This is a genomic window from Vibrio sp. CDRSL-10 TSBA, from assembly GCA_039696685.1.
Classification (GTDB): domain Bacteria; phylum Pseudomonadota; class Gammaproteobacteria; order Enterobacterales; family Vibrionaceae; genus Vibrio.
The window spans coordinates 3,358,646-3,384,954 of sequence record CP155566.1 but is presented as its reverse complement, the minus strand read 5'-3'; the positions used below and the strand labels follow the sequence as shown (position 1 = coordinate 3,384,954).

Sequence of the window (26,309 nt, the reverse complement as noted above, 5' to 3'; positions counted from 1 at the left end):
CACACCTATAGTAAGCCGCTAAAATGCGGTCAGTTCTTTTTTATTAAAACGTCAGACAGGTAAAACATGAAATTTAGCGCAGTGATCCTTGCCGCTGGTAAGGGAACACGCATGCACTCGGATCTGCCGAAAGTGCTGCATACTCTGGCCGGTAAGCCAATGGTGAAACATGTGATTGATACGTGTCATTCACTGGGAAACCCAGAATATTCATCTGGTGTACGGGCATGGCGGCGATAAAATGCAGCAGGCACTGGCTCAGGAGTCGGTCAACTGGGTTTTGCAGGCGCAGCAGCTTGGTACCGGCCATGCGGTCGATCAGGCATCGGCTCAGTTTGCCGATGATGAAAAAATCCTGGTGCTGTATGGTGATGTACCGCTGATTTCGCAACAGACTCTGGAGCGTCTGCTTGATGCCCAACCGGAAGGCGGGATTGGGCTGCTGACCGTTGAACTGGACAACCCGACCGGTTATGGCCGTATCGTGCGCCAGGACGGTCAGGTGGTGGCCATTGTGGAGCAGAAAGATGCCTCTGAAGAGCAGAAGCTGATCCGCGAAATTAATACCGGTGTGATGGTGGCGACCGGCCGCGATCTGAAACGCTGGCTGTCTGGCCTTAACAATAATAATGCGCAGGGTGAATACTACCTGACTGACGTGATTGCGGCGGCGCACGCGGATGGTCGCGTTATTGAGGCGGTGCACGCGGCGAGCGCAACGGAAGTGGAAGGGGTCAATGACCGCATTCAACTGGCGCGTCTTGAGCGTGCTTTCCAGTCTGGCCAGGCTCAGGCACTGCTGGAGCAGGGTGTAATGCTGCGTGATCCGGCCCGTTTTGATCTGCGAGGCACTATCCAGTGTGGCCGTGACGTCGAAATCGATGTGAATGTCATCATCGAAGGTAACGTGTCGATCGGCAACAACGTTGTGATTGGTGCCGGTGCGATTCTGAAAGATTGTGAAATCGACGATAACACCGTGATTCGCCCTTATAGTGTGATTGAAGGCGCGACCGTCGGTGAGGATTGCACGGTCGGTCCGTTTGCCCGCCTGCGTCCGGGTGCAGAGATGCACAACGACGCCCATGTTGGTAACTTCGTTGAAATGAAAAATGCCCGTCTGGGGCAGGGTTCAAAAGCCAACCACCTGACTTACCTGGGTGATGCGGAAATCGGTCAGCGTACCAATATCGGTGCCGGTACCATTACCTGTAACTACGACGGCGCTAACAAGCACAAAACTGTGATCGGGGATGATGTGTTTGTCGGTTCCGACAGTCAGCTGGTGGCTCCGGTGGCGATTGCCGATGGAGCAACGATTGGTGCAGGCACCACGTTAACCCGTGATGTGGCGGCTGGTGAGTTAGTGATTACTCGCGCTAAAGAGAAGAAAATCTCTGGCTGGCAGCGTCCGGTGAAGAAAAAATAGTTCATCGCTCATGATATAAAAAAGCCTGCATTTTCATGCAGGCTTTTTTGTGGTCGTTATCAACACAGAGTTAAAGACAATTACTTCTCTTCGGCGACACGGGCAGTGTCCGCAGTGGTGAACTCATCATGCATGGCGCGGTTAGCCAGCCAGTAGCCGCCCCACAGACCCAGCATACAGACCAGAATAGCTATGCCGGTGACCAGTTGGGCCTGGCTGGCCAGAGCCGCCACCAGAGCACTGGCCAGGCTGGAGATACAAATCTGCAGGCTGTTTTGCAGTCCTGCCGCCGTCGCCGGGCTCTGCTTGGCACTCGACAGAGCGCGGTTGACCACAATCGGGTACAGGGCGCCATTAGCGACCGCAATCAGGCAGAAACGGCGCCAGAATCGGCCAAATTGAGGTTAATTGCCACTGCGAAGCAATAAACACCAGCAGTGTGGCGACAGTAAACAGTGCCAGCAACTGTTTCAGAACCCGCTCATCACCGTATTGGCGTACACACCATTTACCCAGATAGCCACCAGTCATAAAGGCGATGGTTTGCGGAATAAAGCTCAGGCCGATATCGCGCGCATCATAGCCAAGTTGGGCCATGATTTCCGGCATCCCGGTCAGGTAGGCAAAAAACGCCGCTGACGCGGTGGCAAACATCAAAACGTGACCGGTATAAGTCCGGCTGCGCAGCAGCGCTTTGATATCTTGCCCGACTGAGGTGGTCTTTGCTTCGGGCGCGGTATTGGTTTGTAAGCCCGTACTTACTGCCAGTAGCAGGCCTATCGTGGCCAGGGCAATAAAGATACTGTTCCAGCCAAAGTGATCGGTCAACACCACACCCAGTTGCGGAGCCAGTGCCGGAGAGAGCGCCACCAGCGGCATAATGGTGGCAAAAATTTGTTGGCTGGTTTTGCTCGGGTAGCGCTGGATCACCATGGCCTGCCAGATCACCGCTGGTGCACAGACACCAATCGCCTGCATAAAGCGCAGGCTGAGCAGTTGCCAGACCTGATCGCTCCAGGCCAGACCTGCCGAGACCAGAGCAAACAGCAGCAGGCCGCTGATTAGGGTATTACGATGACCGAACTTATCGCTGGCCAGGCCCCACAGCAGCTGGCCTGATGCCATCCCGAACAGGAAGACCGTCAGTGACAGCGCAATCTGTTCTGGACCGGTGGCAAAATCCTGCTCCATCAGCTTAAAGGCAGGCAGGTACATGTCGGTGGCAACGAAGCCGAGCATAGAAAGTGCAGCCAGATAGAACAGCTGCCATGACGATACTTTCATTCTTATTTCCATCAAAAAAATTAACTGAAATTTATCCTGTCTGTTGAGTTGTTATGCAGGATTTATCGAAGCTGCCATTCTATTTTTGCTTTAAGATAAAATGAAACGCGAAATTTATTAGTTATCAATCAAAATTTTTGAAAGGTAGGGCGTGATGTTTGCAAAGTCTTCACTGGAGATGCTCGATACGGTGGCCAGGCTGGGGAGCTTCACTGCGGCCGCCGAGCAGCTGCATAAAGTGCCGTCGGCGATCAGCTACGGGGTGCGTCAGGTCGAGAGCGAACTGGGAGTGGTTCTGTTCCGGCGTCTGCCGCGCAAGGTCGAGCTGACGCCGGCCGGGGAATTGTTTATTGCCGAGGCGCGGCTTTTACTGCGCCAGATGGAAGAGGTCAAGGCACAAACCCGGCGCGCGGCGCGCGGCTGGCAGACCACACTGAAGGTCACGCTGGATAACGTGGTTAAGTTGGATCCGCTTAAAGCCATGATCGAAGAGTTTTATCGCCGCTTTGAATTTGCTGAGCTGCAGATCAACATGGAAGTCTTTAATGGATCCTGGGAAGCGATTGCCCAAGGGCGGGCAGATGTGGTGATCGGCGCGACTTCTGCCGTGCCGGTCGGGGGCGATTTTGAAGTGCGTGATATGGGCGTGCTCGATTGGGCGTTTGTCGTTGCCAGGGACCATCCTTGTGCCTGTGAGCCGGAGCTGAGTGAGGCCTTTGTCAGTCAGTTTGCCGCGATTTGCCTTGATGACACGTCTAATGTGCTACCCAAACGACATACCAGCCATTATCCGCAGCAGCGCCGACTGTTGCTGCCCAACTGGCATAGTGCAATCGAATGTCTTAAAAACGGGCTGGGAGTGGGCTATATGCCGCGCCATATGGCGCAGGGCCTGCTCGCCAGCGGTGAGCTGGTGGAGCGTGATTTGACGGATCATAAGCCACTCAGTCAGTGCTGTCTGGTGTGGCGTAAAGAGGACAACCACAAACTGATTGGCTGGATGGTCGATTATCTCGGCAGCAGTGAGCAGCTTTACCGCGACTGGCTGCAGGCGTATTAATCCGCCGCTGGCAATCAACAGCCCCGCTCTGGCGGGGCTGTGGTTATCATACTGATCACAATACCGTGCGTGATGGCTGTGTCAGGTATTACGGGCGTTCAAAAATCGTCGCAATCCCCTGACCAAGCCCGATGCACATAGTCGCCAGACCATATTTGGCGTTGTTGGCTTCCATCAGATTAATCAGTGTGGTTGAAATACGGGTACCGGAGCAACCCAGCGGGTGGCCGAGAGCTATAGCACCGCCATTGAGGTTGACCTTGCTCTCCATCTGGTCCAGCAGTCCGAGATCTTTAGCGCAGGGCAGCGCCTGGGCAGCAAAAGCTTCATTAAGCTCCACTACATCGATGTCCTGCATGCTGAGTCCGGCACGTTGCAGCGCTTTTTTGGTCGCCGGTACCGGGCCGTAGCCCATGATGGATGGATCGCAGCCGGCGACAGCCATGGACTTGACCCGGGCACGGATGGTCAGTCCCAGCTCTATCGCTTTGTCCTCACTCATGATAAGCATCGCCGAGGCGCCATCCGACAACGCCGAAGAGGTGCCGGCCGTCACTGTGCCATTGGCCGGGTCAAACACAGGGCGTAACTCGGCCAGACTGGCGGTTGTTGTTTCCGCACGAATCACTTCATCACTGTCGAGCATGAACAGGGTGCCGTCTGGTGCATGTCCTTCGGTTGGCAGAATTTCATTAGTAAAGCGGCCTTCCAGTGTTGCTGCGTGGGCGCGCTGGTGGGAGCGGGCGGCAAAGGCATCCTGTTGCTCGCGGCTGATACTGTGCAGTTTACCCAGCATCTCTGCCGTCAGGCCCATCATACCGGCGGCTTTGGCGACCTGTTTCGATAAGCCGGGATGAAAATCAACGCCATGAGTCATCGGCACGTGGCCCATGTGTTCCACGCCGCCGACCAGACAAATGTCAGCATCGCCGGCCATGATCGCACGGCTGGCATCGTGCAGCGCCTGCATTGAAGAACCACACAGACGGTTCACAGTGACGGCGCCGACTTCAATCGGTAATCCGGCCAGCAGAGCGGCATTACGTGCAATATTAAAACCCTGCTCCAGCGTCTGTTGCACACAGCCCCAGTAAATGTCTTCGATATCGTGTGCATTAACCGCAGGGTTACGGGCCAGCAGGCCTTTCATCAGGTGGGCGGATAAATCTTCTGCGCGCTGGTGGCGGAACGCGCCGCCTTTGGAGCGTCCCATCGGTGTGCGCAGGCAATCTACAATCACTACATTTTTCATTCTGTTATTCCTTGTGCAAATCGACGTAATCACGAACGGGCAGAGGGAGCCGGATAAAAGCGCTCAGCACGGGCTGCTTTGTCCAGCAACAATTGCGGTACCTGATACAGAGCGCCCAGTTCCTGGTACTGCTCAGCCATAGTGATATAGCGATCCAGTCCCAGACTATCCAGATAACGGAATACGCCGCCGCGGAAAGGAGGGAAACCAAGGCCATAGACCAGCGCCATATCCGCTTCTGCGGCTGAGGCGACAATGCCTTCCTGCAGGCACAGCACCACTTCGTTGATCATCGGAATCATCATGCGTTCAATGATGGTCTGGGCTGCGGGTTCGCTGCGTTCGCCACACACGGTTTCCAGCAACGGCATGATCTCCAGCGAGAATGATTTTTTCGGTTTGCCTTTTTTATCCAGGCTGTATTGATAGAAGCCGCTGCCATTTTTCTGGCCAAATTTGCCCGCTTCGTACAGCGCATCAATCGCATCCCGCCCCGTTTTGCCCATTCGCTGCGGGAAGCCTTCCGCCATCACGGCCTGGGCATGGTGCGCGGTATCGATACCCACGACGTCCAGCAGGTAAGCCGGTCCCATTGGCCAGCCAAACTGGCGTTCCATCACCTTATCAATTTGGGTGAAATCGGCGCCGTCACGCAGCAGCAGGCTGAAAGCGGCAAAGTAAGGGAAGAGTACCCGGTTGACGAAGAAACCCTGGGCAGTCGTTAACCACGATGGGGGATTTGCCCATCTTCGCGGCGTACGCGACGACCCGGTTTATTGTGTCATCTGAAGTATGCTCACCGCGAATGATCTCCACCAGTGGCATGCGATGGACCGGGTTAAAGAAATGCATACCACAGAAATTCTCCGGGCGTTGCAGAGATTGGGCCAGCAGATTAATCGGAATGGTCGAAGTATTCGAGGTGATGATGGTATCACTGTCGACCTGCTGTTCCACTTCGCTCAATACTGCGGCTTTGACCTTGGGGTTTTCCACCACAGCTTCGACGACGACATCGGCCTGCTCTATACCAGCGTAATGCAGGCTGGGGGTGATGGATGCCAGAATTCCGGCCATCTTGAAACCGTCAATCTTACCGCGTTCCAGCTGTTTATTGAGTAGCTTGGACGCTTCGGTCATACCCAGATCCAGTGAGTGCTGGGCAATGTCTTTCATCAAGACCGGCACGCCTTTGGTCGCCGACTGATACGCGATGCCGCCACCCATGATACCGGCCCCCAGTACCGCCGCGCGCTCGGTCTGCCGGGTTGCCGCTTTGGCGGAGTGTTTAGCCAGGCCTTTAATGTACTGGTCGTTGAGAAAGATACCGACCAGCGCGGCAGCCTGCGGGGATTTGGCTAGCTGGATAAAATGCTGGCGTTCAATCGCCAGTGCTTCATCACGCTGACAAGCTGCTGCCTGTTCTATGCTGGTGACGGCGGTCATGGGGGCCGGGTAATGCGGGCCGGCAACCTGAGCGACCATGCCTTTGGCGCAGGTAAAGCTCATCATGGCTTCGGTTTTACTTAAACTGAGTGGCGCCATTTTTTGTGCCCGGCGAGCTTGCCAGTCCAGTTTTTCGTGGATGGCCTGAGTCAGGGTTGCCACTGCTGAGCTGATGAGCTGATCGCGGTCGACAATCGCATCCAGCAGCCCCAGTTTAAGAGCCTCTTCTGCCCGGCATGCTTTACCTTGAGTAATGATTTCCATCGCACTGTCGGCTCCGATCAAGCGCGGCAGGCGCACTGTGCCGCCAAAGCCGGGCATGATTCCCAGTTTGGTTTCCGGCAGACCGATGCTGGTGGTTTTGTCACCAATGCGAAAGTCGGTAGCAAGTACACACTCACATCCGCCACCGAGCGTGAAGCCAGTCAGGGCTGATAGCGTCGGTACGGGCAGATCTTCCAGTTTATTGAAAATACGGTTGGCAAATTGCAGCCACTGGTCGAGCTCGGCTTCCGGTTTGGCAAACAGGCCCAGAAATTCGGTGATGTCGGCCCCGACAATAAAAGCGTCTTTGTCCGAGTTGAGAATTAAGCCTTTCAGACCGGCGGTGGCATGCAGCGCATCCAGGGCTTCATCTAACGATTGCAGGGTAGCGAGGTCGAGTTTATTAACGGATTGCGGCGCGCAGAAGGTCAGCTCGGCAATACCGTCCTTTAATTCCTTTACCTGTAGGGTGTTGGCTTGGTAAATCATTGTCTATCTCCGTGACATACAATCGGTGATTGTGTGTGAGAGTGTGCTGGGTACTCAGTTGTTATTTTATTCTGGTTAGACCAGTTATCTCAGTGTGAACCCGGGATTGGTTAATTTCAATACATTTTTTAAACAACTGTTTAACATTGTGCGCTCATACCAATCCTAGGTCATTTTTACAGAGCTCGTGTTACACTGGCCGGCCTTTTCATCACAGAGTGAGAGTTATGAACGTTCAGCCCTATTTCATTCCCGCCGCTCCGGTGCAGTTTGAAGAGGAAATTAAGAAAAGCCACTTTATTACCTATCTGGCGCATACGCCGGGTATCGAGGCCGCTAAAGCCTTTGTTGAGCAGATCAAAACGCAGCACAGTGATGCCCGACATAACTGCTGGGCTTTCGTGGCCGGCCGGCCGCAAGATTCGCTGTTGTGGGGTTTCAGTGACGATGGTGAACCGTCTGGTACGGCGGGTAAGCCGATTCTGGCTCAGTTGTCCGGTTCCGGGGTCGGTGAAATGACCGCCGTTGTTACCCGCTATTATGGTGGTATTCGTCTTGGCACTGGTGGCCTGGTTAAAGCCTACGGCGGCGGAGTGCAGCAGGCACTTAAGTTGCTTCAAACAATTGAGAAAAAAATCACCACAAAGTTAAACCTGACGTTAGACTACGGATTAGTGGCTCTGGCGCAATCAGTGATGAGTCAGTTTCGATGCGGTCGAAGTGCAGTCACAATATAGTGAAAGTGTTCACTTGGTCGTGGAGCTGGAAGTCCTCAACGTAGACGCGTTCACCCAAAGCCTTATTAACAAGAGTGGGGCTAAAATTCTTGTTACTCGTATGGATAACGAATAGGAAGTCAGAAGCGCTGCTTCGTAAGTCTGTTAATGCAATTTCGTTCAATAATTCGAATCGTCGGGCTGCTGCTCGCTCTGTTTAGTGTCTCTATGCTTGCGCCTGCGCTGGTGGCATTGATCTATCGTGATGGTGCCGGGGTGCCTTTTGTCTCGACATTTTTTGTGCTGTTGTTGTGCGGAGGCTTGTGCTGGTGGCCTAATCGCCGCTACCGGCATGAGCTGAAATCCCGTGACGGCTTCCTGATCGTGGTGCTGTTCTGGACGGTTATCGGTAGTGCCGGTTCGTTACCTTTCCTGTTGGCCGATACACCCAATGTTTCGGTGACGGATGCCTTTTTTGAATCATTTTCCGCTCTGACGACTACCGGAGCGACGGTTATCGTCGGGCTGGACAGTCTGCCCAAGGCGATTCTGTTTTATCGTCAGTTTTTGCAATGGTTCGGTGGTATGGGGATCATCGTCTTGGCGGTTGCCATTCTGCCGGTGCTCGGTATCGGTGGTATGCAGCTATATCGTGCGGAAATTCCCGGCCCGGTTAAAGATAATAAAGTGACTCCCCGCATTGCCGAAACGGCCAAGGCGCTCTGGTACATCTATCTCAGTTTGACCATTGCTTGCGCAGGCTCATTCTGGCTGGCCGGAATGACGTTGTTTGATGCGATTTGTCACAGCTTCTCGACCATCGCTATCGGTGGCTTCTCTACCCATGATGCCAGTATCGGTTACTTTGACAGTTACGCCATCAATATGATCACTGTGGTGTTCCTGCTTATTTCTGCCTGTAACTTCACCCTGCACTACGCAGCGTTTTCAACGGGCGGGGTGCATCCTAAATACTATTGGCGTGATCCCGAATTCCGCGCTTTTATTGTGATTCAGTTTATCCTGTTTGCGGTTTGTTTCCTGATGCTGTTAAAACATCATTCAACGGACTCACTGTATGACGCTTTTGATCAGGCACTGTTTCAGACCGTATCGATATCAACCACAGCCGGATTTACCACCACAGGTTTTGCTGATTGGCCGCTGTTTCTTACCGGTCCTGTTACTGTTCTCTTCATTTATAGGTGGCTGCGCCGGGTCAACCGGTGGGGGGATGAAGGTTATCAGGGTTTTCCTGCTTACCCTGCAAGGTGCCCGGGAAATGAAACGTCTGGTTCATCCGCGCGCAATCTATCACATTAAAATTGGTGACAGTGCGCTGCCACAACGGGTGGTCGATGCAGTGTGGGGGTTCTTCTCGGCGTATGCGCTGGTGTTTGTGGTCTGTATGCTGGCTTTGATTTCAACCGGTATGGATGAACTGAGCGCCTTTGCAGCTGTGGCGGCCACCCTGAATAACCTTGGCCCGGGGCTGGGGGAAGTCTCAGTCCACTTTGCCAATGTGAACGATACCGCTAAGTGGATCCTGATTGTGTCGATGCTATTTGGCCGCTTAGAAATATTTACCTTATTAATACTGCTGACGCCGACTTTCTGGCGCAGCTAAGGACTGAATCGTGAAAGCACTGTTACTTTATTCCAGCCGTGAGGGGCAGACCCGAAAGATCATCGAGCGCATCGCTGCTCAGCTGGCACCATTCGAATGTGACATTCAGGACCTGCACACTGTCGGAAACATTGATTGGGCCGCTTACGATAAAGTGCTGATCGGAGCCTCAATTCGTTATGGCCGTTTAAATAAGAAGCTGTATCAGTTTATCGAACGCAATCTGACCCAGTTGCAACGCGCTGATGCCGCCTTCTTCTGCGTCAACCTGACCGCACGTAAAGAAGAGCAGGGCAAAGATACCCCGCAAGGTAGTGTCTATGTGCAGACCTTCCTTAAAAAGTCCCCTTGGCAGCCTGATGTAATTGGGGTGTTTGCCGGTGCCCTCTATTACCCTCGCTACCGCTGGTTCGATAAAATGATGATTCGTCTGATAATGACCATGACCGGTGGTGAGACTGATACCAGTAAAGAAGTCGAGTACACCAATTGGGAAAAAGTGACTCAATTCGCGAAAAAGTTTAAAAACATGTAAACCAAACGGGTAGATTTGCGGCTTATTGACGTCTTTTTATACGAACAGCAAGAAAGTGATAAAAAATGGCAAAAAAACTATTGCCAAATTCTGGTTGCTCCCTATAATGCCGCCTCACTGACACGGGAACAGTTCGCAAGAAGCGCTCCCGGGTTTAGACGGTTACCAAGCATCATCAAAATTGATGAAAAAGTTTTGAAAAAAAGTGGTTGACACTAAAACTTAACTCGCTAAAATGGCCGTCCGCTTTGAGAGGAAGACCTCAACAAGCAAGGCTCTTTAACAATATAAACCTATCAATCTGTGTGGGCACTCGTTGATGATAATCGAAGATGATTCTAGAGAATCAACTTAGGTATCAATGAACTGAGTGACCAATCGATACTTCGGTATCGACACAGTCAATTCATTATCGTTCTGTTGGAACGATAATAGCTTTGAATTACTAAGGTAATTTGAAGTCAGTATTCATTGAGCCGACAAAATCTTAAATTGAAGAGTTTGATCATGGCTCAGATTGAACGCTGGCGGCAGGCCTAACACATGCAAGTCGAGCGGCAGCGACTTAACTGAACCTTCGGAGAACGTTAAGGGCGGCGAGCGGCGGACGGGTGAGTAATGCCTGGGAAATTGCCCTGATGTGGGGGATAACCATTGGAAACGATGGCTAATACCGCATGATAGCTTCGGCTCAAAGAGGGGGACCTTCGGGCCTCTCGCGTCAGGATATGCCCAGGTGGGATTAGCTAGTTGGTGAGGTAAGGGCTCACCAAGGCGACGATCCCTAGCTGGTCTGAGAGGATGATCAGCCACACTGGAACTGAGACACGGTCCAGACTCCTACGGGAGGCAGCAGTGGGGAATATTGCACAATGGGCGCAAGCCTGATGCAGCCATGCCGCGTGTATGAAGAAGGCCTTCGGGTTGTAAAGTACTTTCAGCAGTGAGGAAGGCGGGTGTGTTAATAGCGCATTCGTTTGACGTTAGCTGCAGAAGAAGCACCGGCTAACTCCGTGCCAGCAGCCGCGGTAATACGGAGGGTGCGAGCGTTAATCGGAATTACTGGGCGTAAAGCGCATGCAGGTGGTTTGTTAAGTCAGATGTGAAAGCCCGGGGCTCAACCTCGGAATTGCATTTGAAACTGGCAGGCTAGAGTACTGTAGAGGGGGGTAGAATTTCAGGTGTAGCGGTGAAATGCGTAGAGATCTGAAGGAATACCGGTGGCGAAGGCGGCCCCCTGGACAGATACTGACACTCAGATGCGAAAGCGTGGGGAGCAAACAGGATTAGATACCCTGGTAGTCCACGCCGTCAACGATGTCTACTTGGAGGTTGTGGCCTTGAGCCGTGGCTTTCGGAGCTAACGCGTTAAGTAGACCGCCTGGGGAGTACGGTCGCAAGATTAAAACTCAAATGAATTGACGGGGGCCCGCACAAGCGGTGGAGCATGTGGTTTAATTCGATGCAACGCGAAGAACCTTACCTACTCTTGACATCCTCAGAAGAGACTGGAGACAGTCTTGTGCCTTCGGGAACTGAGAGACAGGTGCTGCATGGCTGTCGTCAGCTCGTGTTGTGAAATGTTGGGTTAAGTCCCGCAACGAGCGCAACCCTTATCCTTGTTTGCCAGCGAGTAATGTCGGGAACTCCAGGGAGACTGCCGGTGATAAACCGGAGGAAGGTGGGGACGACGTCAAGTCATCATGGCCCTTACGAGTAGGGCTACACACGTGCTACAATGGCGCATACAGAGGGCGGCCAACTTGCGAAAGTGAGCGAATCCCAAAAAGTGCGTCGTAGTCCGGATTGGAGTCTGCAACTCGACTCCATGAAGTCGGAATCGCTAGTAATCGTGGATCAGAATGCCACGGTGAATACGTTCCCGGGCCTTGTACACACCGCCCGTCACACCATGGGAGTGGGCTGCAAAAGAAGCAGGTAGTTTAACCTTCGGGAGGACGCTTGCCACTTTGTGGTTCATGACTGGGGTGAAGTCGTAACAAGGTAGCGCTAGGGGAACCTGGCGCTGGATCACCTCCTTATACGAATGATTATTGCGATGAGTGTTCACACAGATTGATACGGTTTAGATAAAGAAGAGTATCTTAGTGTCCCGTTCGTCTAGAGGCCTAGGACACCGCCCTTTCACGGCGGTAACAGGGGTTCGACTCCCCTACGGGATACCACGGGTCGTTAGCTCAGTTGGTAGAGCAGTTGACTTTTAATCAATTGGTCGCAGGTTCGAATCCTGCACGACCCACCATTCCTTCCATTAGGAATTAAAACTCAAGAGTTGGGGCTATAGCTCAGCTGGGAGAGCGCCTGCCTTGCACGCAGGAGGTCAGCAGTTCGATCCTGCTTAGCTCCACCATTCTTGAATAATGGGCGATTAGCTCAGTTGGGAGAGCACCTGCCTTACAAGCAGGGGGTCACTGGTTCGAACCCGGTATCGCCCACCATCTTTAAGCGCATTTGTGTAAGTGTGTTTAAACATGGTTCATCTCATTAGAGATACGAATCTTGCTCTTTAACAATTTGGAAAGCTGACAAAACAAACTTTATTCCTTGTGAATAAGATTTGTTTGTAAAGTTCTCAATGTATTCCTTAGTGGAATACACCAACAACACATTCAAGTGTGCTTGGTAGAAACTTGTTTTCAAGTTTCAAAATTGAGTCCGGCAAAATCGAAATGTCTCTCGCTCATTCAAATAATGAGAGACAACTAAACCTTGGTTGTTTGCCATACGTAAAGACCTCTTGGGGTTGTATGGTTAAGTGACTAAGCGTACACGGTGGATGCCTTGGCAGTCAGAGGCGATGAAGGACGTACTAACTTGCGATAAGCCCAGATGAGACAGTAAGAGTCATTTGAGTCTGGGATTTCCGAATGGGGAAACCCACGTGCATAAGCACGTATCATTAACTGAATACATAGGTTAATGAAGCGAACCGGGGGAACTGAAACATCTAAGTACCCCGAGGAAAAGAAATCAATTGAGATTCCGAAAGTAGCGGCGAGCGAAATTGGATTAGCCCTTAAGCTTTATATGCGTCAGGTGAAGGTTCTGGAAAGGACCGCGAAACAGGGTGATAGCCCCGTAACCGGCAGCGTATGTTCAGTGAAATCGAGTAGGGCGGGACACGTGTTATCCTGTCTGAACATGGGGGGACCATCCTCCAAGGCTAAATACTCCTGACTGACCGATAGTGAACCAGTACCGTGAGGGAAAGGCGAAAAGAACCCCTGTGAGGGGAGTGAAATAGAACCTGAAACCGTGTACGTACAAGCAGTAGGAGCACCTTCGTGGTGTGACTGCGTACCTTTTGTATAATGGGTCAGCGACTTATATTCAGTGGCAAGGTTAACCATTTAGGGGAGCCGTAGGGAAACCGAGTCTTAACTGGGCGTTCAGTCTCTGGATATAGACCCGAAACCGGGTGATCTAGCCATGGGCAGGTTGAAGATTGAGTAACATCAATTGGAGGACCGAACCGACTAATGTTGAAAAATTAGCGGATGACTTGTGGCTAGGGGTGAAAGGCCAATCAAACTCGGAGATAGCTGGTTCTCCCCGAAAGCTATTTAGGTAGCGCCTCGGACGAATACTACTGGGGGTAGAGCACTGTTAAGGCTAGGGGGTCATCCCGACTTACCAACCCTTTGCAAACTCCGAATACCAGTAAGTACTATCCGGGAGACACACGGCGGGTGCTAACGTCCGTCGTGGAGAGGGAAACAACCCAGACCGCCAGCTAAGGTCCCAAATTACAGCTAAGTGGGAAACGATGTGGGAAGGCTCAGACAGCTAGGATGTTGGCTTAGAAGCAGCCATCATTTAAAGAAAGCGTAATAGCTCACTAGTCGAGTCGGCCTGCGCGGAAGATGTAACGGGGCTAAGCTGTAAACCGAAGCTGCGGCAATGCAATTTATTGTATTGGGTAGGGGAGCGTTCTGTAAGCCGTTGAAGGTGAACTGTAAGGTTTGCTGGAGGTATCAGAAGTGCGAATGCTGACATGAGTAACGATAAAGGGGGTGAAAAACCTCCTCGCCGGAAGACCAAGGGTTCCTGTCCAACGTTAATCGGGGCAGGGTAAGTCGACCCCTAAGGCGAGGCCGAAAGGCGTAGTCGATGGGAAACGGGTTAATATTCCCGTACTTCTTACAATTGCGATGGGGGGACGGAGAAGGCTAGGTGGGCCTGGCGACGGTTGTCCAGGTTCAAGTGCGTAGGCTTGAGGGTTAGGTAAATCCGGCTCTCTTTAAGGCTGAGACACGACGTCGAGCCGCTACGGCGGTGAAGTCATTGATGCCATGCTTCCAGGAAAAGCCTCTAAGCTTCAGATTGTAAGGAATCGTACCCCAAACCGACACAGGTGGTCGGGTAGAGAATACCAAGGCGCTTGAGAGAACTCGGGTGAAGGAACTAGGCAAAATGGTACCGTAACTTCGGGAGAAGGTACGCTCTTGACGGTGAAGTCCCTCGCGGATGGAGCTATTGAGAGTCGCAGATACCAGGTGGCTGCAACTGTTTATTAAAAACACAGCACTGTGCAAAATCGTAAGATGACGTATACGGTGTGACGCCTGCCCGGTGCCGGAAGGTTAATTGATGGGGTTAGACTTCGGTCGAAGCTCTTGATCGAAGCCCCGGTAAACGGCGGCCGTAACTATAACGGTCCTAAGGTAGCGAAATTCCTTGTCGGGTAAGTTCCGACCTGCACGAATGGCGTAATGATGGCCACGCTGTCTCCACCCGAGACTCAGTGAAATTGAAATCGCTGTGAAGATGCAGTGTACCCGCGGCTAGACGGAAAGACCCCGTGAACCTTTACTACAGCTTGGCACTGAACATTGAACCTACATGTGTAGGATAGGTGGGAGGCTTTGAAGACGTGACGCCAGTTGCGTTGGAGCCGTCCTTGAAATACCACCCTTGTATGTTTGATGTTCTAACTCTGGACCGTTATCCGGTTCGAGGACAGTGCCTGGTGGGTAGTTTGACTGGGGCGGTCTCCTCCCAAAGAGTAACGGAGGAGCACGAAGGTGGGCTAATCACGGTTGGACATCGTGAGGTTAGTGCAATGGCATAAGCCCGCTTGACTGCGAGAATGACAATTCGAGCAGGTGCGAAAGCAGGTCATAGTGATCCGGTGGTTCTGAATGGAAGGGCCATCGCTCAACGGATAAAAGGTACTCCGGGGATAACAGGCTGATACCGCCCAAGAGTTCATATCGACGGCGGTGTTTGGCACCTCGATGTCGGCTCATCACATCCTGGGGCTGAAGTCGGTCCCAAGGGTATGGCTGTTCGCCATTTAAAGTGGTACGCGAGCTGGGTTTAGAACGTCGTGAGACAGTTCGGTCCCTATCTGCCGTGGGCGTTGGAAGATTGAAGGGGGCTGCTCCTAGTACGAGAGGACCGGAGTGGACGAACCTCTGGTGTTCGGGTTGTGTCGCCAGACGCATTGCCCGGTAGCTAAGTTCGGAATCGATAACCGCTGAAAGCATCTAAGCGGGAAGCGAGCCCTGAGATGAGTCTTCCCTGATACTTTAAGTATCCTAAAGGGTTGTTCGAGACTAGAACGTTGATAGGCAGGGTGTGTAAGCGTTGTGAGGCGTTGAGCTAACCTGTACTAATTGCCCGTGAGGCTTAACCATACAACACCCAAGGGGTTTTGATGGACTCAATGCAAGTACATTGAATGTGTGTGAGAACATAAACAGCTTTCCAGATTTTAAAATTTTGCTTGGCGACCATAGCGTTTTGGACCCACCTGATTCCATTCCGAACTCAGAAGTGAAACGAAACAGCGTCGATGGTAGTGTGGGGTTTCCCCATGTGAGAGTAGAACATCGCCAGGCTTTAATTTCTTGCTTCAGACGGCTCCTTTTTAAGGAATAACCTGAAAGCAAAAAACGAGAAAAGACTTCATAGTCTGACCAATGCGGAGCGGTAGTTCAGTTGGTTAGAATACCGGCCTGTCACGCCGGGGGTCGCGGGTTCGAGTCCCGTCCGCTCCGCCACTTATTCGAAACCCTAGCAGAAATGCTAGGGTTTTCTCAAATCTGGTGTTTAAAAAATCTGCCAGAGACAATCTGGGTACCTATTTCTAGGGGTGTAGCTCCAATTGGCAGAGCAGCGGATTCCCCTGATTTTGCGAATTGGCGCGTGTTGGGAGTTCGAATCTTTTCAAAGGCCCAAAGTATCCAGATACAATTTGATGACCTATTTCTAGGGGTGTAGCTCCAATTGGCAGAGCAGCGGATTCCAAATCCGCGTGTTGGGAGTTCGAATCTCTCCACCCCTGCCATATAAGAAGCCTCAGCAGTAATGCTGAGGCTTTTTTCGTTCACATGCACAATTACTTATCCAACCTACTACCCATATCTGGCACATTTCTGTGTCTGGTCATTTACATTTTGTTGCCAATCAGTTTTATTACCAATATCAAGGTTATATTTATCAGGAATGGTTATGGAACTCACTCGGCGCCGCTTGCTGCAATTCGGTTCGGCGATTGGAATTGGAGCGGCGTTGCCAGCGTGCTCTTTGTTGCGTCTTAGTTCAGACGAAGACAATTATGTGTATCAACTGACCGCACAGCCCGCTACCGCTGAGCTGGTTTCCCGGCTATCAGACCCAAGTTCTAGGTTTCAATGGTTCCATTCCGGCGCCGACGATTCGTTGTCGGCAGGGTAAAAAGGTGACCATCCATTTCACCAACAAACTGAACGAGCCGACCACGATTCACTGGCATGGTTTGCGTATACCGATTGCGATGGATGGCGTCCCTTTCCTGAGTCAGGCTCCGATTATGCCTGGTGAGACTTTTACTTATGAGTTTACTCCGCCGGATGCGGGGACTTTCTGGTATCACCCGCATATGAACAGCGTCAATCAGCTGGGGATGGGGCTGGTTGGCATGCTGGTTGTGGAAGAAGCTGAGCCGGTTGTGTTTGATCAGGAGTTCTCCCTGATGCTGAAACACTGGCACATCGATAAGCAGGGGCAGTGGAAACAGCGTATGATTCCACGCTACAGCGCTCGTATGGGGACTCCTGGCGAGTGGGGTACGGTTAACGGGCAGCATAACCCGCAGTACCCGATTAAGCACAATGCAACCGTGCGTGCGCGTATCGCCAATGTCGACAACACCATCACCTATCCGATTGCGGTGCAAGGCGTCGATGCCTGGATCGTGGCGATTGACGGCAACCCGATTGCTACCCCGTATTTACTTAAAGAACATAAGATGGGCCCGGGTATGCGCCTGGATATCGCTTTCATTGCACCTGCAGCCGGGCAGACGGTTTACATTCGCCAGATGAAAGGCAAATTTGCTTTTCCTCTGTGTGAGTTTGTCAGTCAGGAATCCTGGCTGGCTGAGGAGAAATCGATCCCCCGCCTGCCATTAAATCCGATTCCTGAAGTGGACTTATATCGTGCCGAAGAGATCGATTTTGTCTTTGAGTGGGAAGGGGCGGTGACACCCGCGGATGACGCCGGCAACGCGGTACCGGATTTCTGGCTGATCAATAAACGCGCCTGGGAAGGAATGAGTGCCGATAATATTCCCAAGCCGCTTGCGACTCTGACGCGCGGTAAGAGCTATATTTTTAACCTGCGTAATGTGACTCAGTATCACCATCCGATTCACTTACATGGTCATACATTTACCGTGATTGAACTTGATGGCGAGCCTGTTAAAGAGCCGTTCCATACCGATACTGTGTTACTCGGTAAGAATGGCACCGCCAAAGCGGCATTTGTGGCTGATAACCCTGGTCGCTGGATGTATCACTGTCATGTGATAGAACATATGCATACTGGCTTGATGGGCTATATTGAAGTGGTATAAAAGTGACTCCTGTAACTTTTTTAAAACAGAGCGGTTAGTTAATCAAGGTTGCTGAAAAAGAAAACTATTTTTTTACTTCTCGGCGCTCATCTTGATCGATAAATCGTTACAATAGGTTACAAATTAGTACGGGGACGTCAAATGGGACAATTATCAATTTTGGGTCTGATAGCCTTGGGTGGCGCCGTTGGTGCCTGCTCTCGTTATCTGGTCTCTGAGTGGTGTATTACGTTATTTGGACGTAATTTTCCATATGGTACGCTGACGGTTAACATTGTCGGTTCATTTATCATGGGCCTGCTGATTGCGGCGTTCGAAAACGAGTGGCTGGCACCTTATCCGTGGCGTCAGGTGGTCGGGCTGGGTTTTCTCGGCGCACTGACCACTTTCTCAACTTTCTCTATGGATAACGTCCTGTTAATGCAGCAGGGCGCATTTCTCAAAATGGGGCTCAATATATTACTCAATGTTGCGCTGAGTATTTCTGCTGCCTGGCTTGCTTACCAATGGTTATTACGAGGTTGATTAAAAACTCTACTTTAACACTTGGTTAACGCAACACGATTCTCTATAATCGTTTCACTTGTCGGAGTGCCATAAGGCTGAGACCGTTTATTCGGGATCCGTTGAACCTGATCTGGTTAGTACCAGCGAAGGGAACAAGAGAAGACTTTCTCTGGCGATCTGTGGATCGTCACATCTTCAGTAACCAGATTTGTCTGCTTACCTCTTGTCGCAACTATCCGCCAAGCATTTATCCCTAAAATCCTAAAAGGAAAATGCTATGTCGTCGAATCGCAAACAAGCGAGACTGGAAGCTAAACAGTTTATTGAATCGCTTTCTGTTCAACCTTATCCCAATTCTCAAAAAACATACGTCACCGGCTCTCGTCCGGACATTCGCGTTCCTATGCGCGAAATTTCTCTGGCTGACAGTTTGATTGGTGGCAGCAAAGAGCAGCCGGTTTACGAGCCTAATGAGCCGGTGAGTGTCTATGATACTTCTGGTGTGTACACCGATCCCGAGCATACCATTGACCTCTACCAGGGGCTGCCAAAACTGCGTGCCGAGTGGGTAGCAGAGCGCAATGATACCGAACTGCTTGATGCGATGAGTTCTGAGTATGCCCGTGCGCGTTTGGCGGATGAAACTCTGGATGAGCTGCGCTACGGCAATTTACCGCAGATCCGCCGTGCGAAAGCGGGCCAGTGTGTGACCCAGCTGCATTATGCCCGGCAGGGCATCATTACTCCGGAAATGGAGTTTATTGCCATTCGGGAAAATATGGGCCGACGCCGTTACCAGGACGAGCAGCTGAATCAGCAGCATCCCGGGCAAAACTTTGGTGCCAATCTGCCGCAGGAAATCAGCGCGGAATTTGTGCGTCGTGAAGTGGCCGAAGGGCGTGCCATTATCCCTAGTAACATCAACCACCCGGAATCTGAGCCGATGATTATCGGACGTAACTTTCTGGTCAAAGTAAACGCCAATATCGGTAACTCTTCGGTCAGCTCCTCGATTGAAGAAGAAGTTGAGAAACTGGTATGGGCGACGCGCTGGGGTGGTGATACCGTGATGGATTTGTCGACCGGACGTAATATTCATGAAACACGCGAATGGATTCTGCGTAACAGCCCGGTGCCGATTGGTACCGTACCTATGTATCAGGCGCTGGAAAAGGTTAACGGTATTGCCGAGAAACCTGACCTGGGAAGTGATGCGTGACACTTTACTCGAGCAGGCTGAGCAGGGTGTGGATTATTTCACTATCCATGCCGGTTTGTTGCTGCGTTATGTGCCGATGACCGCTAAACGGGTCACCGGTATTGTTTCGCGTGGCGGATCGATCATCGCTAAATGGTGTCTGGCACATCATGAAGAAAACTTCCTCTATACTCACTTTCGCGAGATTTGTGAGATCTGTGCCAAGTACGATGTGGCTCTGTCTCTGGGGGATGGTCTGCGTCCGGGCTCGATTGCCGATGCCAACGATGAAGCACAGTTTGCTGAGCTGCGCACTCTGGGCGAACTGACGAAAGTCGCCTGGGAATACGATGTGCAGGTGATGATTGAAGGCCCGGGACACGTTCCGATGCACATGATTAAAGCCAATATGGATGAGCAGCTGGAGCATTGTCATGAAGCACCGTTCTACACCTTAGGTCCGCTGACCACGGATGTGGCTCCGGGCTATGACCATATTACTTCCGGCATCGGTGCCGCCATGATTGGCTGGTTTGGTTGTGCGATGTTGTGCTACGTCACGCCGAAAGAGCACCTTGGCCTGCCGAATAAAGAAGATGTGAAGACTGGCCTGATTACCTACAAACTGGCCGCCCATGCTGCTGATTTGGCCAAAGGTCATCCTGGTGCGCAGATCCGTGATAATGCTCTGTCAAAGGCGCGTTTTGAGTTCCGTTGGGAAGACCAGTTTAACCTGTCGCTGGACCCGGTGACCGCCCGTGCTTTCCATGATGAAACCTTGCCGCAGGAGTCAGGTAAGGTTGCCCATTTCTGTTCGATGTGCGGCCCGAAATTCTGCTCGATGAAAATCTCGCAGGAGGTGCGTCGTACTTACGCCAATTACACTGCGTCGGACGAAGATGCGATTTCGGTCAAACTGCTCGATGATCCACTGGAAGGTATGCGCCAGAAATCACAGGAGTTTCTTAACTCAGGTTCGCAGCTTTATCATCCGGCAGTTACCAGTCACGAGAGCGTGACCGAGGAGTAAGCGGTGAAAATACTGATCCCATCTCATTGCATTGCGATGACGGGAGAAGTGCAGCGGGTACTGTTACTTGCCAAACAACAGGGTTTACATATTGATCACATTGAGTTGGGCGTTAGCCCAACTCCGTATGTTCACCTTGTTGCGGACACGACTCTTCGTTTATCAAGCAATCTTTTATTGGTCAATCATCTCTCTTCTGCCTGCAAGGCGGAAACGGATCTCTGCATTGATTACGTCGGCGCAGACTGTGAGGGGACATCTTTGCTTTCCTCATTAGGTACTGCGTCTGACACTATCACTGCATCTAACCCTATAACTGCACCTAAGACAGTCACTATCGGCGCGCCTGGCTGCAGCGGATTGGAAGATCACTGGTGGTATGGCGATGAACAGCGTCGCCTGATTAATCTGACCGCGTTAACTACACAGCAGAAACAGCAGCATCTGACCTGGTTGGTAAGTTTACTCGCGCTCGATTTTGCTTTGGAAGATGCTTTGGTGGTCAGTCGGGCGGCTGTGAATGTTTCACGTGAAACATGGCCACTCGATTATCGCTATTTTCCCCAACCGGAGCCGCAAGCGATTTACCGCGATGTCTCTCCGTTTGCATTACTGAATCAAGCGTCGCTCGGACTTTATCCGGTGGTGGATGATGTGCGCTGGATTGCCACTTTGTTGCCGCTTGGCATCAAGACTATTCAATTGCGGATTAAAGACCCGCTGCAGGCTGATCTCGAACAGCAGATCATCCAGGCGATTGCTTTGGGCCGTGAACATGGTGCTCAGGTGTTTATCAATGACTACTGGCAATTGGCACTTAAGCATGGTGCATTCGGTGTTCATCTCGGCCAGGAAGATCTATTGCTGGCCGATCTGGCGGCAATAGCAAAGGCCGGCATTCGCCTCGGACTCTCTACCCATGGTTATTTTGAGTTACTGCGTATCCATCAGCTGGCACCCAGCTATATCGCGTTAGGACATATTTTCCCGACCACGACCAAACAAATGCCATCCAAACCACAGGGGTTGGTGCGGCTGAAACTGTATCAAACCTTATTGAATAGCCTGCCTTATGGCGATCAGCTGGGTGTACCGAGTGTTGCGATTGGCGGTATTGATCGCAGTAACGCTGCTCAGGTTTCTCGAGTGTGGGGTAAGCAGTATTGCTGTAGTCAGGGCTATCACTCAGGCTCAGGATGTCAGCCAGGCGGTCACTCAGTTACAGCACTTGTTGGACCTGGCTCATCAGGGCGAGGAGGTGGCTGATGCTCAGTGACCAACAATTTGTGCGTTATCAACGTCAGGTGGCGTTGCCGCAAATCGGTGAAGTGGGCCAGCAAGCTTTACTCAATAGCAAAGTCTTGATGATTGGTTGTGGCGGATTAGGCAGTGCAGCAGCGCAGTTTCTGGCCGCTGCGGGTGTCACTAAGCTGGTGATTGCCGATGATGATCAGGTGGAGATATCCAATCTGCATCGTCAGTTGGCTTACCGCGTGCAGGATATTGGCCAGCCCAAAGTACGCGCTTTGGCACGAAGTCTACACACGCTCAATCCTGATTGTCAGGTACGCACGGTTGAACGACGTATGGATGCCACCTTACTGAAGCTAGAAGTCAGCTTGGCTGATGTGGTGCTCGACTGCAGTGATAATTTGCCGACTCGCCATTTGGTCAACCAGGTTTGTTATCAGGCCGGAGTATGTTTGATTTCCGCTTCAGCGATTGGCTGGGAAGGGCAATTGATTACGCTTGATTTTAGCCGCCGCAGCCAAGGTTGTTATCAATGTGTGGTACCGGATCTGCAATCATCGACGTCAGTGCGCTGCTCAGATATGGGCGTAGCCGGACCGGTGGTCGGCACTATGGGTAACTTACAGGCTCTGCTGGCGATGCAGAAATTAATTCAACTCGACGGTTTTGACAGCCATTACATGCAGCGCTTTGATGCACTGAGTATGCAGTGGCAAAAGTGGCAACTTATCGCGGATCCACACTGCAAGCAGTGCGGACAAAGCACGGAGTGAGTGTATGACCATCACTATATTTATTAACCAGCAAGCGCATCAGATTGAGGCGACAACCAGCTTACACACGCTGCAGATTCAACTTGGACTGCCGACCGTCGGTTGTGTGTTTGCCATCAATCAACAAGTTATTCCGAAAGGATTATGGTCTGAGACTCAACTCAATCAGGGTGATCAGATCTCACTGTTTCAGGCCATCGCAGGAGGCTAATACTATGTCTGTTATTAATAATACGTCTGCAAATAAGCCCAATCAGAGTGAAGTTGTGGCCGGCAACGCTATGCTGACGATAGCCAATCGTCAGTTCCAGTCCCGTTTACTGACCGGTACCGGGAAGTTTTCCGACCGCAACACCATGTCGCAAGCTATTGCAGTGAGTCAGTCAGAACTGGTCACCATGGCACTCAAGCGGGTTGATCTTGAGCAGCGTGACGATGATATTTTGGCCCCGCTGATTGCCAGCGGGGTTAATTTGTTGCCAAATACCTCCGGTGCCAAAACCGCACAGGATGCCATCTATGCCGCCCATCTGGCGCGTGAAGCGCTCGGTACAGAGTGGCTGAAACTGGAAATTCATCCCGATCCCAAGTACCTGATGCCGGACCCGATTGAGACTCTGAAAGCAGCTGAACAGCTGGTGAAAGATGGCTTTATTGTGTTGCCTTACTGCCATGCCGATCCGGTGCTGTGCAAGCGACTGGAGGAGGTCGGCTGTGCCGCAGTGATGCCACTCGGTGCACCGATTGGCACCAACCAGGGATTAAGCTCAAAAACCTTCCTCGAAATTATCATTGATCAGGCTAAGGTTCCGGTCATCGTTGATGCCGGTATTGGTGCACCATCGGATGCTGCGCTGGCGATGGAGATGGGGGCCGATGCGGTCTTGGTCAACACTGCGATTGCTACGGCTCGTAATCCGATTGCGATGGCCACTGCATTTCGTATGGCAGTCGAAGCGGGGCGGATGGCTTATCTTTCCGGTCTGGCGACCCAGCAAGTGAGCGCGTCTGCATCGAGTCCGTTTACCGCATTTCTGGACAATTGAATATGAGTTTTATTGACCGATTTAACCAGCTCGACTGGGATGATATTAAGCTGTCGGTGTACAGTAAAACCCGTCATGATGTCGAGCGCGCACTGGCTAAAAACAAACGTGATCTGGAAGACTTCAAAGCTCTGATTTCGCCGGCAGCAGAAGGGTATCTGGAGCAGATGGCACAGCTGTCTTACCAGGCGACCCGGCGCCGTTTTGGCAATACCATGGCGTTCTACATTCCGCTTTACCTTTCTAACTTGTGTGCCAACGCATGTACCTATTGTGGTTTTTCGATGGAGAAACCGCATTAAACGTAAAACCCTCAGTGAGACGGAAATCCGCGCTGAAATTGCTGCTATTAAGCAGATGAAATTCGACAGCGTATTGTTGGTGACCGGTGAACATGAAACCAAAGTCGGCATGAATTACTTTCGTCAAATGCTGCCGATCATTAAGCAGTCGTTTCACTATCTGGCGATGGAAGTACAGCCACTGCAGATGCAAGAGTACGCAGAGCTCAAGACGCTCGGCTTGGATGCCGTGATGGTTTATCAGGAGACGTACCATCCTTCGACTTACGCGCAGCATCATCTGCGTGGTAACAAGATGGATTTCGATTTTCGGCTTGAAACTCCGGATCGGCTGGCACAAGCCGGGATTGATAAAATCGGCCTCGGTGCGCTGATTGGTCTCGAAGACTGGCGTACCGATTGCTTCTATGTCGCGGCCCATCTTGATTATCTTGAGCGGACTTACTGGCAATCGCGTTACTCGATTTCGTTTCCGCGCCTGCGGCCGTGTGAAGGAGCTTTGCAGCCTAAATCTGTGATGAGTGATAAACAACTGGTGCAGCTGATTTGTGCTTTTCGTCTGTTTAACTCCGAGGTGGAGCTGTCGCTCTCAACCCGGGAAACGCCGGCCTTTCGCGATAATGTCGCACCGCTTGGTATCACCAGTTTATCGGCCGCATCCAAAACCCAGCCTGGGGGCTATGCGGATCCGAAAGCGGAACTGGAGCAGTTTGCCATCAGTGATGAGCGTTCTGCCGTTCTGGTTGAACAAGCGATGCAAGCGCGCGGACTGCAACCGGTGTGGCATGACTGGCATGCAGTCTACTCGGGTTAGTGTGAGTTTCGGCTTAATGTGAGTCGTGCAGTGAGCTCAACGGATTTGTGTTTCACGTGAAACATACGAAATCTAGCTCGTTAAGTTACAGTAGCTCGTTAAAATATAAAGGCGACCAGAGGTCGCCTTTAACATACCAGATGAGTGTGTTCTATGAACATTGTGGTCGCCGATGACGGCATCGCTCACTATGAGGTAACTATCTATCCGTATCGGTCACTATCAATATAAGATACCCATCAGGCTGCCTGAGCCTGATGGTACTTACCCAGCAGAGCATGATAAAAATCCTGATCGCTCAATGTACCGAGCAGACGATTTTCTTCCATCAGTAAAATAGGGTTACCGGTCCGGTAGCGGATTTCAATCGCCTGACGCATATCAATATCAGGGCTGGCCATGACCAGTGAGTGCGGACTCAATGACTGCAATGACAGTTCTGCATGCCATTCAATCAACTCGACCGGGCTATCGCCACATACAACCCATTGTTGCTGTTGTTGCTCAACCCAGATATCCGCCTGTTGGCAGATCTGCCAGCGTCCGTTGTCTTGGACCAGGCTATCGCTGCTGTTCATCAGCGAACGACCTTTGAGGACATTGAGCGGGTTGGTGTGGGCGACAAAATCTTTCACGTATTGCGTTTCCGGCGACAGGACTATCTGTTCCGGTTTGCCATACTGAATCAGCTTTCCGGATTCCATAATCGCAATACGTGAGCCGATTTTCAGCGCTTCATCCAGATCATGGCTGACGAAGATAATGGTCTTATTGAGCTGCTTTTGCAGCAGCAGTAACTCATCCTGCAGCTGGCTGCGGATCAGGGGATCAAGGGCAGAGAAAGGTTCGTCCATCAACAGAATGTCGCTGTCCATGGCGAAGGCTCGTGCCAGGCCGACCCGTTGCTGCATACCACCGGAAAGTTCATGGGGCAGTTTGTTTTCCCATTCGGCCAGGCCGACCATGGCCAATTTCTCCCGTGCCTGGGCACGGCGTTCCTGTTTGCTGATGCCTTGCATTTCCAGACCAAATGCCACGTTATCCAGCACTGTCAGCCAGGGCATGAGGGCGAATTTCTGAAATACCATCGAGACTTTGTTGGTGCGCAGGTGACGCAAGGTGTCGGCGTCGCACTGCGCCAGATCGATACTTTGTTCTCCATCCTGGATTTTCAGAGCGCCGCGAGTAACCGGGTTGAGGCCGTTAACCGCGCGCAGCAGGCTGGATTTACCAGAGCCGGACAGACCCATCAGCACGCAGATTTCGCCCTGCTGTACGTCGAGAGTCACGTTGTTAACCCCGACCACCAGACCGGTTTGGTCGATGATTTCCTGACGGCTTTTACCCTGGTCAAGCAGGTCTAATGCCGGTGCCGTCTGCTGCCCGAACACGACGTCGAGATTTTCAATACTGATGGCTTGCATG

9 protein-coding genes, 7 tRNA genes, 3 rRNA genes, 8 pseudogenes and 1 riboswitch are annotated in these 26,309 nt (G+C 51.7%); of the genes and pseudogenes, 23 read left to right on the top strand and 4 right to left on the bottom strand.

Annotated elements, in window-relative coordinates; translation table 11 throughout:
* Positions 1–66: 66 nt before the first annotated feature.
* Positions 67–1,429 (top strand): annotated as a pseudogene (gene glmU, locus ABDK09_23500) (bifunctional UDP-N-acetylglucosamine diphosphorylase/glucosamine-1-phosphate N-acetyltransferase GlmU).
* Between the two features lie 80 nt (positions 1,430–1,509).
* Here glmU and punC read toward each other — a convergent pair.
* Positions 1,510–2,713: pseudogene (punC, locus tag ABDK09_23495) on the bottom strand (purine nucleoside transporter PunC).
* A 154-nt stretch (positions 2,714–2,867) separates the two neighbouring features.
* On the opposite strand from punC, the gene punR reads away from it, so the two are divergent.
* Positions 2,868–3,773 carry a DNA-binding transcriptional activator PunR gene (punR, locus tag ABDK09_23490; GenBank protein XAW89520.1) on the top strand — a complete coding sequence of 302 codons (906 nt, stop codon included), beginning with the start codon at positions 2,868–2,870 and terminating at the stop codon, positions 3,771–3,773.
* An 88-nt stretch (positions 3,774–3,861) separates the two neighbouring features.
* Here punR and fadA read toward each other — a convergent pair whose 3' ends face one another.
* Together fadA and fadB are read right to left on the bottom strand one after the other, a co-directional pair.
* Positions 3,862–5,025 carry an acetyl-CoA C-acyltransferase FadA gene (gene fadA, locus ABDK09_23485; protein ID XAW89519.1) on the bottom strand — a complete coding sequence of 388 codons (1,164 nt, stop codon included), beginning with the start codon at positions 5,023–5,025 and terminating at the stop codon, positions 3,862–3,864.
* A 29-nt stretch (positions 5,026–5,054) separates the two neighbouring features.
* Positions 5,055–7,224: pseudogene (gene fadB, locus ABDK09_23480) on the bottom strand (fatty acid oxidation complex subunit alpha FadB).
* A 227-nt stretch (positions 7,225–7,451) separates the two neighbouring features.
* Between fadB and ABDK09_23475 the strand changes: the two are divergent.
* The 21 genes and pseudogenes from ABDK09_23475 (at position 7,452) to thiH (ending at position 24,884) form a co-directional block, all read left to right on the top strand.
* Positions 7,452–8,076: pseudogene (locus tag ABDK09_23475) on the top strand (YigZ family protein).
* Between the two features lie 32 nt (positions 8,077–8,108).
* A pseudogene (locus ABDK09_23470) lies at positions 8,109–9,567 on the top strand (TrkH family potassium uptake protein).
* 10 nt (positions 9,568–9,577) lie between these two features.
* Positions 9,578–10,102 (top strand): menaquinone-dependent protoporphyrinogen IX dehydrogenase, encoded by a 525-nt coding sequence (gene hemG, locus ABDK09_23465; protein ID XAW89518.1) that lies wholly within the window; start codon positions 9,578–9,580, stop codon positions 10,100–10,102.
* Between the two features lie 489 nt (positions 10,103–10,591).
* Positions 10,592–12,144: ribosomal RNA gene (locus ABDK09_23460) — 16S ribosomal RNA — on the top strand.
* 68 nt (positions 12,145–12,212) lie between these two features.
* Positions 12,213–12,288: transfer RNA gene (locus ABDK09_23455), tRNA-Glu, on the top strand.
* Between the two features lies 1 nt (position 12,289).
* Positions 12,290–12,365: transfer RNA gene (locus tag ABDK09_23450), tRNA-Lys, on the top strand.
* A gap of 32 nt (positions 12,366–12,397) precedes the next feature.
* Positions 12,398–12,473 (top strand) — tRNA-Ala (locus ABDK09_23445).
* 12 nt (positions 12,474–12,485) lie between these two features.
* A tRNA-Val gene (locus ABDK09_23440) sits at positions 12,486–12,561 on the top strand.
* 311 nt (positions 12,562–12,872) lie between these two features.
* Positions 12,873–15,762 (top strand): 23S ribosomal RNA (locus tag ABDK09_23435).
* Between the two features lie 88 nt (positions 15,763–15,850).
* Positions 15,851–15,966, top strand: a 5S ribosomal RNA gene (gene rrf, locus ABDK09_23430).
* The 16S, 23S and 5S rRNA genes sit together here with 7 tRNA genes alongside, the layout of an rRNA operon.
* A gap of 85 nt (positions 15,967–16,051) precedes the next feature.
* A tRNA-Asp gene (locus tag ABDK09_23425) sits at positions 16,052–16,128 on the top strand.
* Positions 16,129–16,218: 90 nt separating this feature from the next.
* Positions 16,219–16,305 (top strand) — tRNA-OTHER (locus tag ABDK09_23420).
* A gap of 33 nt (positions 16,306–16,338) precedes the next feature.
* Positions 16,339–16,415, top strand: a tRNA-Trp gene (locus tag ABDK09_23415).
* Positions 16,416–16,579: 164 nt separating this feature from the next.
* Positions 16,580–17,963: pseudogene (locus tag ABDK09_23410) on the top strand (multicopper oxidase family protein).
* 141 nt (positions 17,964–18,104) lie between these two features.
* Positions 18,105–18,488: a fluoride efflux transporter CrcB gene (gene crcB / locus ABDK09_23405; protein XAW89517.1), complete on the top strand. Its 384-nt coding sequence runs from the start codon at positions 18,105–18,107 to the stop codon at positions 18,486–18,488.
* Between the two features lie 52 nt (positions 18,489–18,540).
* A riboswitch (TPP riboswitch) is annotated at positions 18,541–18,639 on the top strand.
* A 108-nt stretch (positions 18,640–18,747) separates the two neighbouring features.
* A pseudogene (thiC, locus tag ABDK09_23400) lies at positions 18,748–20,698 on the top strand (phosphomethylpyrimidine synthase ThiC).
* 3 nt (positions 20,699–20,701) lie between these two features.
* Positions 20,702–21,964 (top strand): thiamine phosphate synthase, encoded by a 1,263-nt coding sequence (locus tag ABDK09_23395; GenBank protein XAW89516.1) that lies wholly within the window; start codon positions 20,702–20,704, stop codon positions 21,962–21,964.
* On the top strand, positions 21,964–22,722 hold the full coding sequence (locus ABDK09_23390) for a HesA/MoeB/ThiF family protein (protein ID XAW89515.1): 759 nt from the start codon (positions 21,964–21,966) through the stop codon (positions 22,720–22,722). Before ABDK09_23395 ends, ABDK09_23390 begins: the two co-directional genes overlap by 1 nt.
* Before the next feature lie 4 nt (positions 22,723–22,726).
* On the top strand, positions 22,727–22,933 hold the full coding sequence (gene thiS, locus ABDK09_23385; GenBank protein ID XAW89514.1) for a sulfur carrier protein ThiS: 207 nt from the start codon (positions 22,727–22,729) through the stop codon (positions 22,931–22,933).
* A gap of 70 nt (positions 22,934–23,003) precedes the next feature.
* Positions 23,004–23,768, top strand: coding sequence for a thiazole synthase (locus tag ABDK09_23380; GenBank protein XAW90809.1), 765 nt, complete (start codon positions 23,004–23,006; stop codon positions 23,766–23,768).
* 2 nt (positions 23,769–23,770) lie between these two features.
* Positions 23,771–24,884 (top strand): annotated as a pseudogene (thiH, locus tag ABDK09_23375) (2-iminoacetate synthase ThiH).
* Positions 24,885–25,123: 239 nt separating this feature from the next.
* Here thiH and choV read toward each other — a convergent pair.
* Positions 25,124–26,308, bottom strand: coding sequence for a choline ABC transporter ATP-binding protein (gene choV / locus ABDK09_23370; GenBank protein XAW89513.1), 1,185 nt, complete (start codon positions 26,306–26,308; stop codon positions 25,124–25,126).
* Position 26,309: the final 1 nt, after the last annotated feature.

Coding starts and splice junctions, on each gene's coding strand:
- punR (XAW89520.1), top strand. CDS start 2,868: ATGTTTGCAAAGTCTTCACTGGAGATGCTCGATACGGTGGCCAGGCTG.
- fadA (XAW89519.1), bottom strand. CDS start 5,025: ATGAAAAATGTAGTGATTGTAGATTGCCTGCGCACACCGATGGGACGC.
- crcB (XAW89517.1), top strand. CDS start 18,105: ATGGGACAATTATCAATTTTGGGTCTGATAGCCTTGGGTGGCGCCGTT.
- ABDK09_23390 (XAW89515.1), top strand. CDS start 21,964: ATGCTCAGTGACCAACAATTTGTGCGTTATCAACGTCAGGTGGCGTTG.
- thiS (XAW89514.1), top strand. CDS start 22,727: ATGACCATCACTATATTTATTAACCAGCAAGCGCATCAGATTGAGGCG.
- ABDK09_23380 (XAW90809.1), top strand. CDS start 23,004: ATGCTGACGATAGCCAATCGTCAGTTCCAGTCCCGTTTACTGACCGGT.
- choV (XAW89513.1), bottom strand. CDS start 26,308: ATGCAAGCCATCAGTATTGAAAATCTCGACGTCGTGTTCGGGCAGCAG.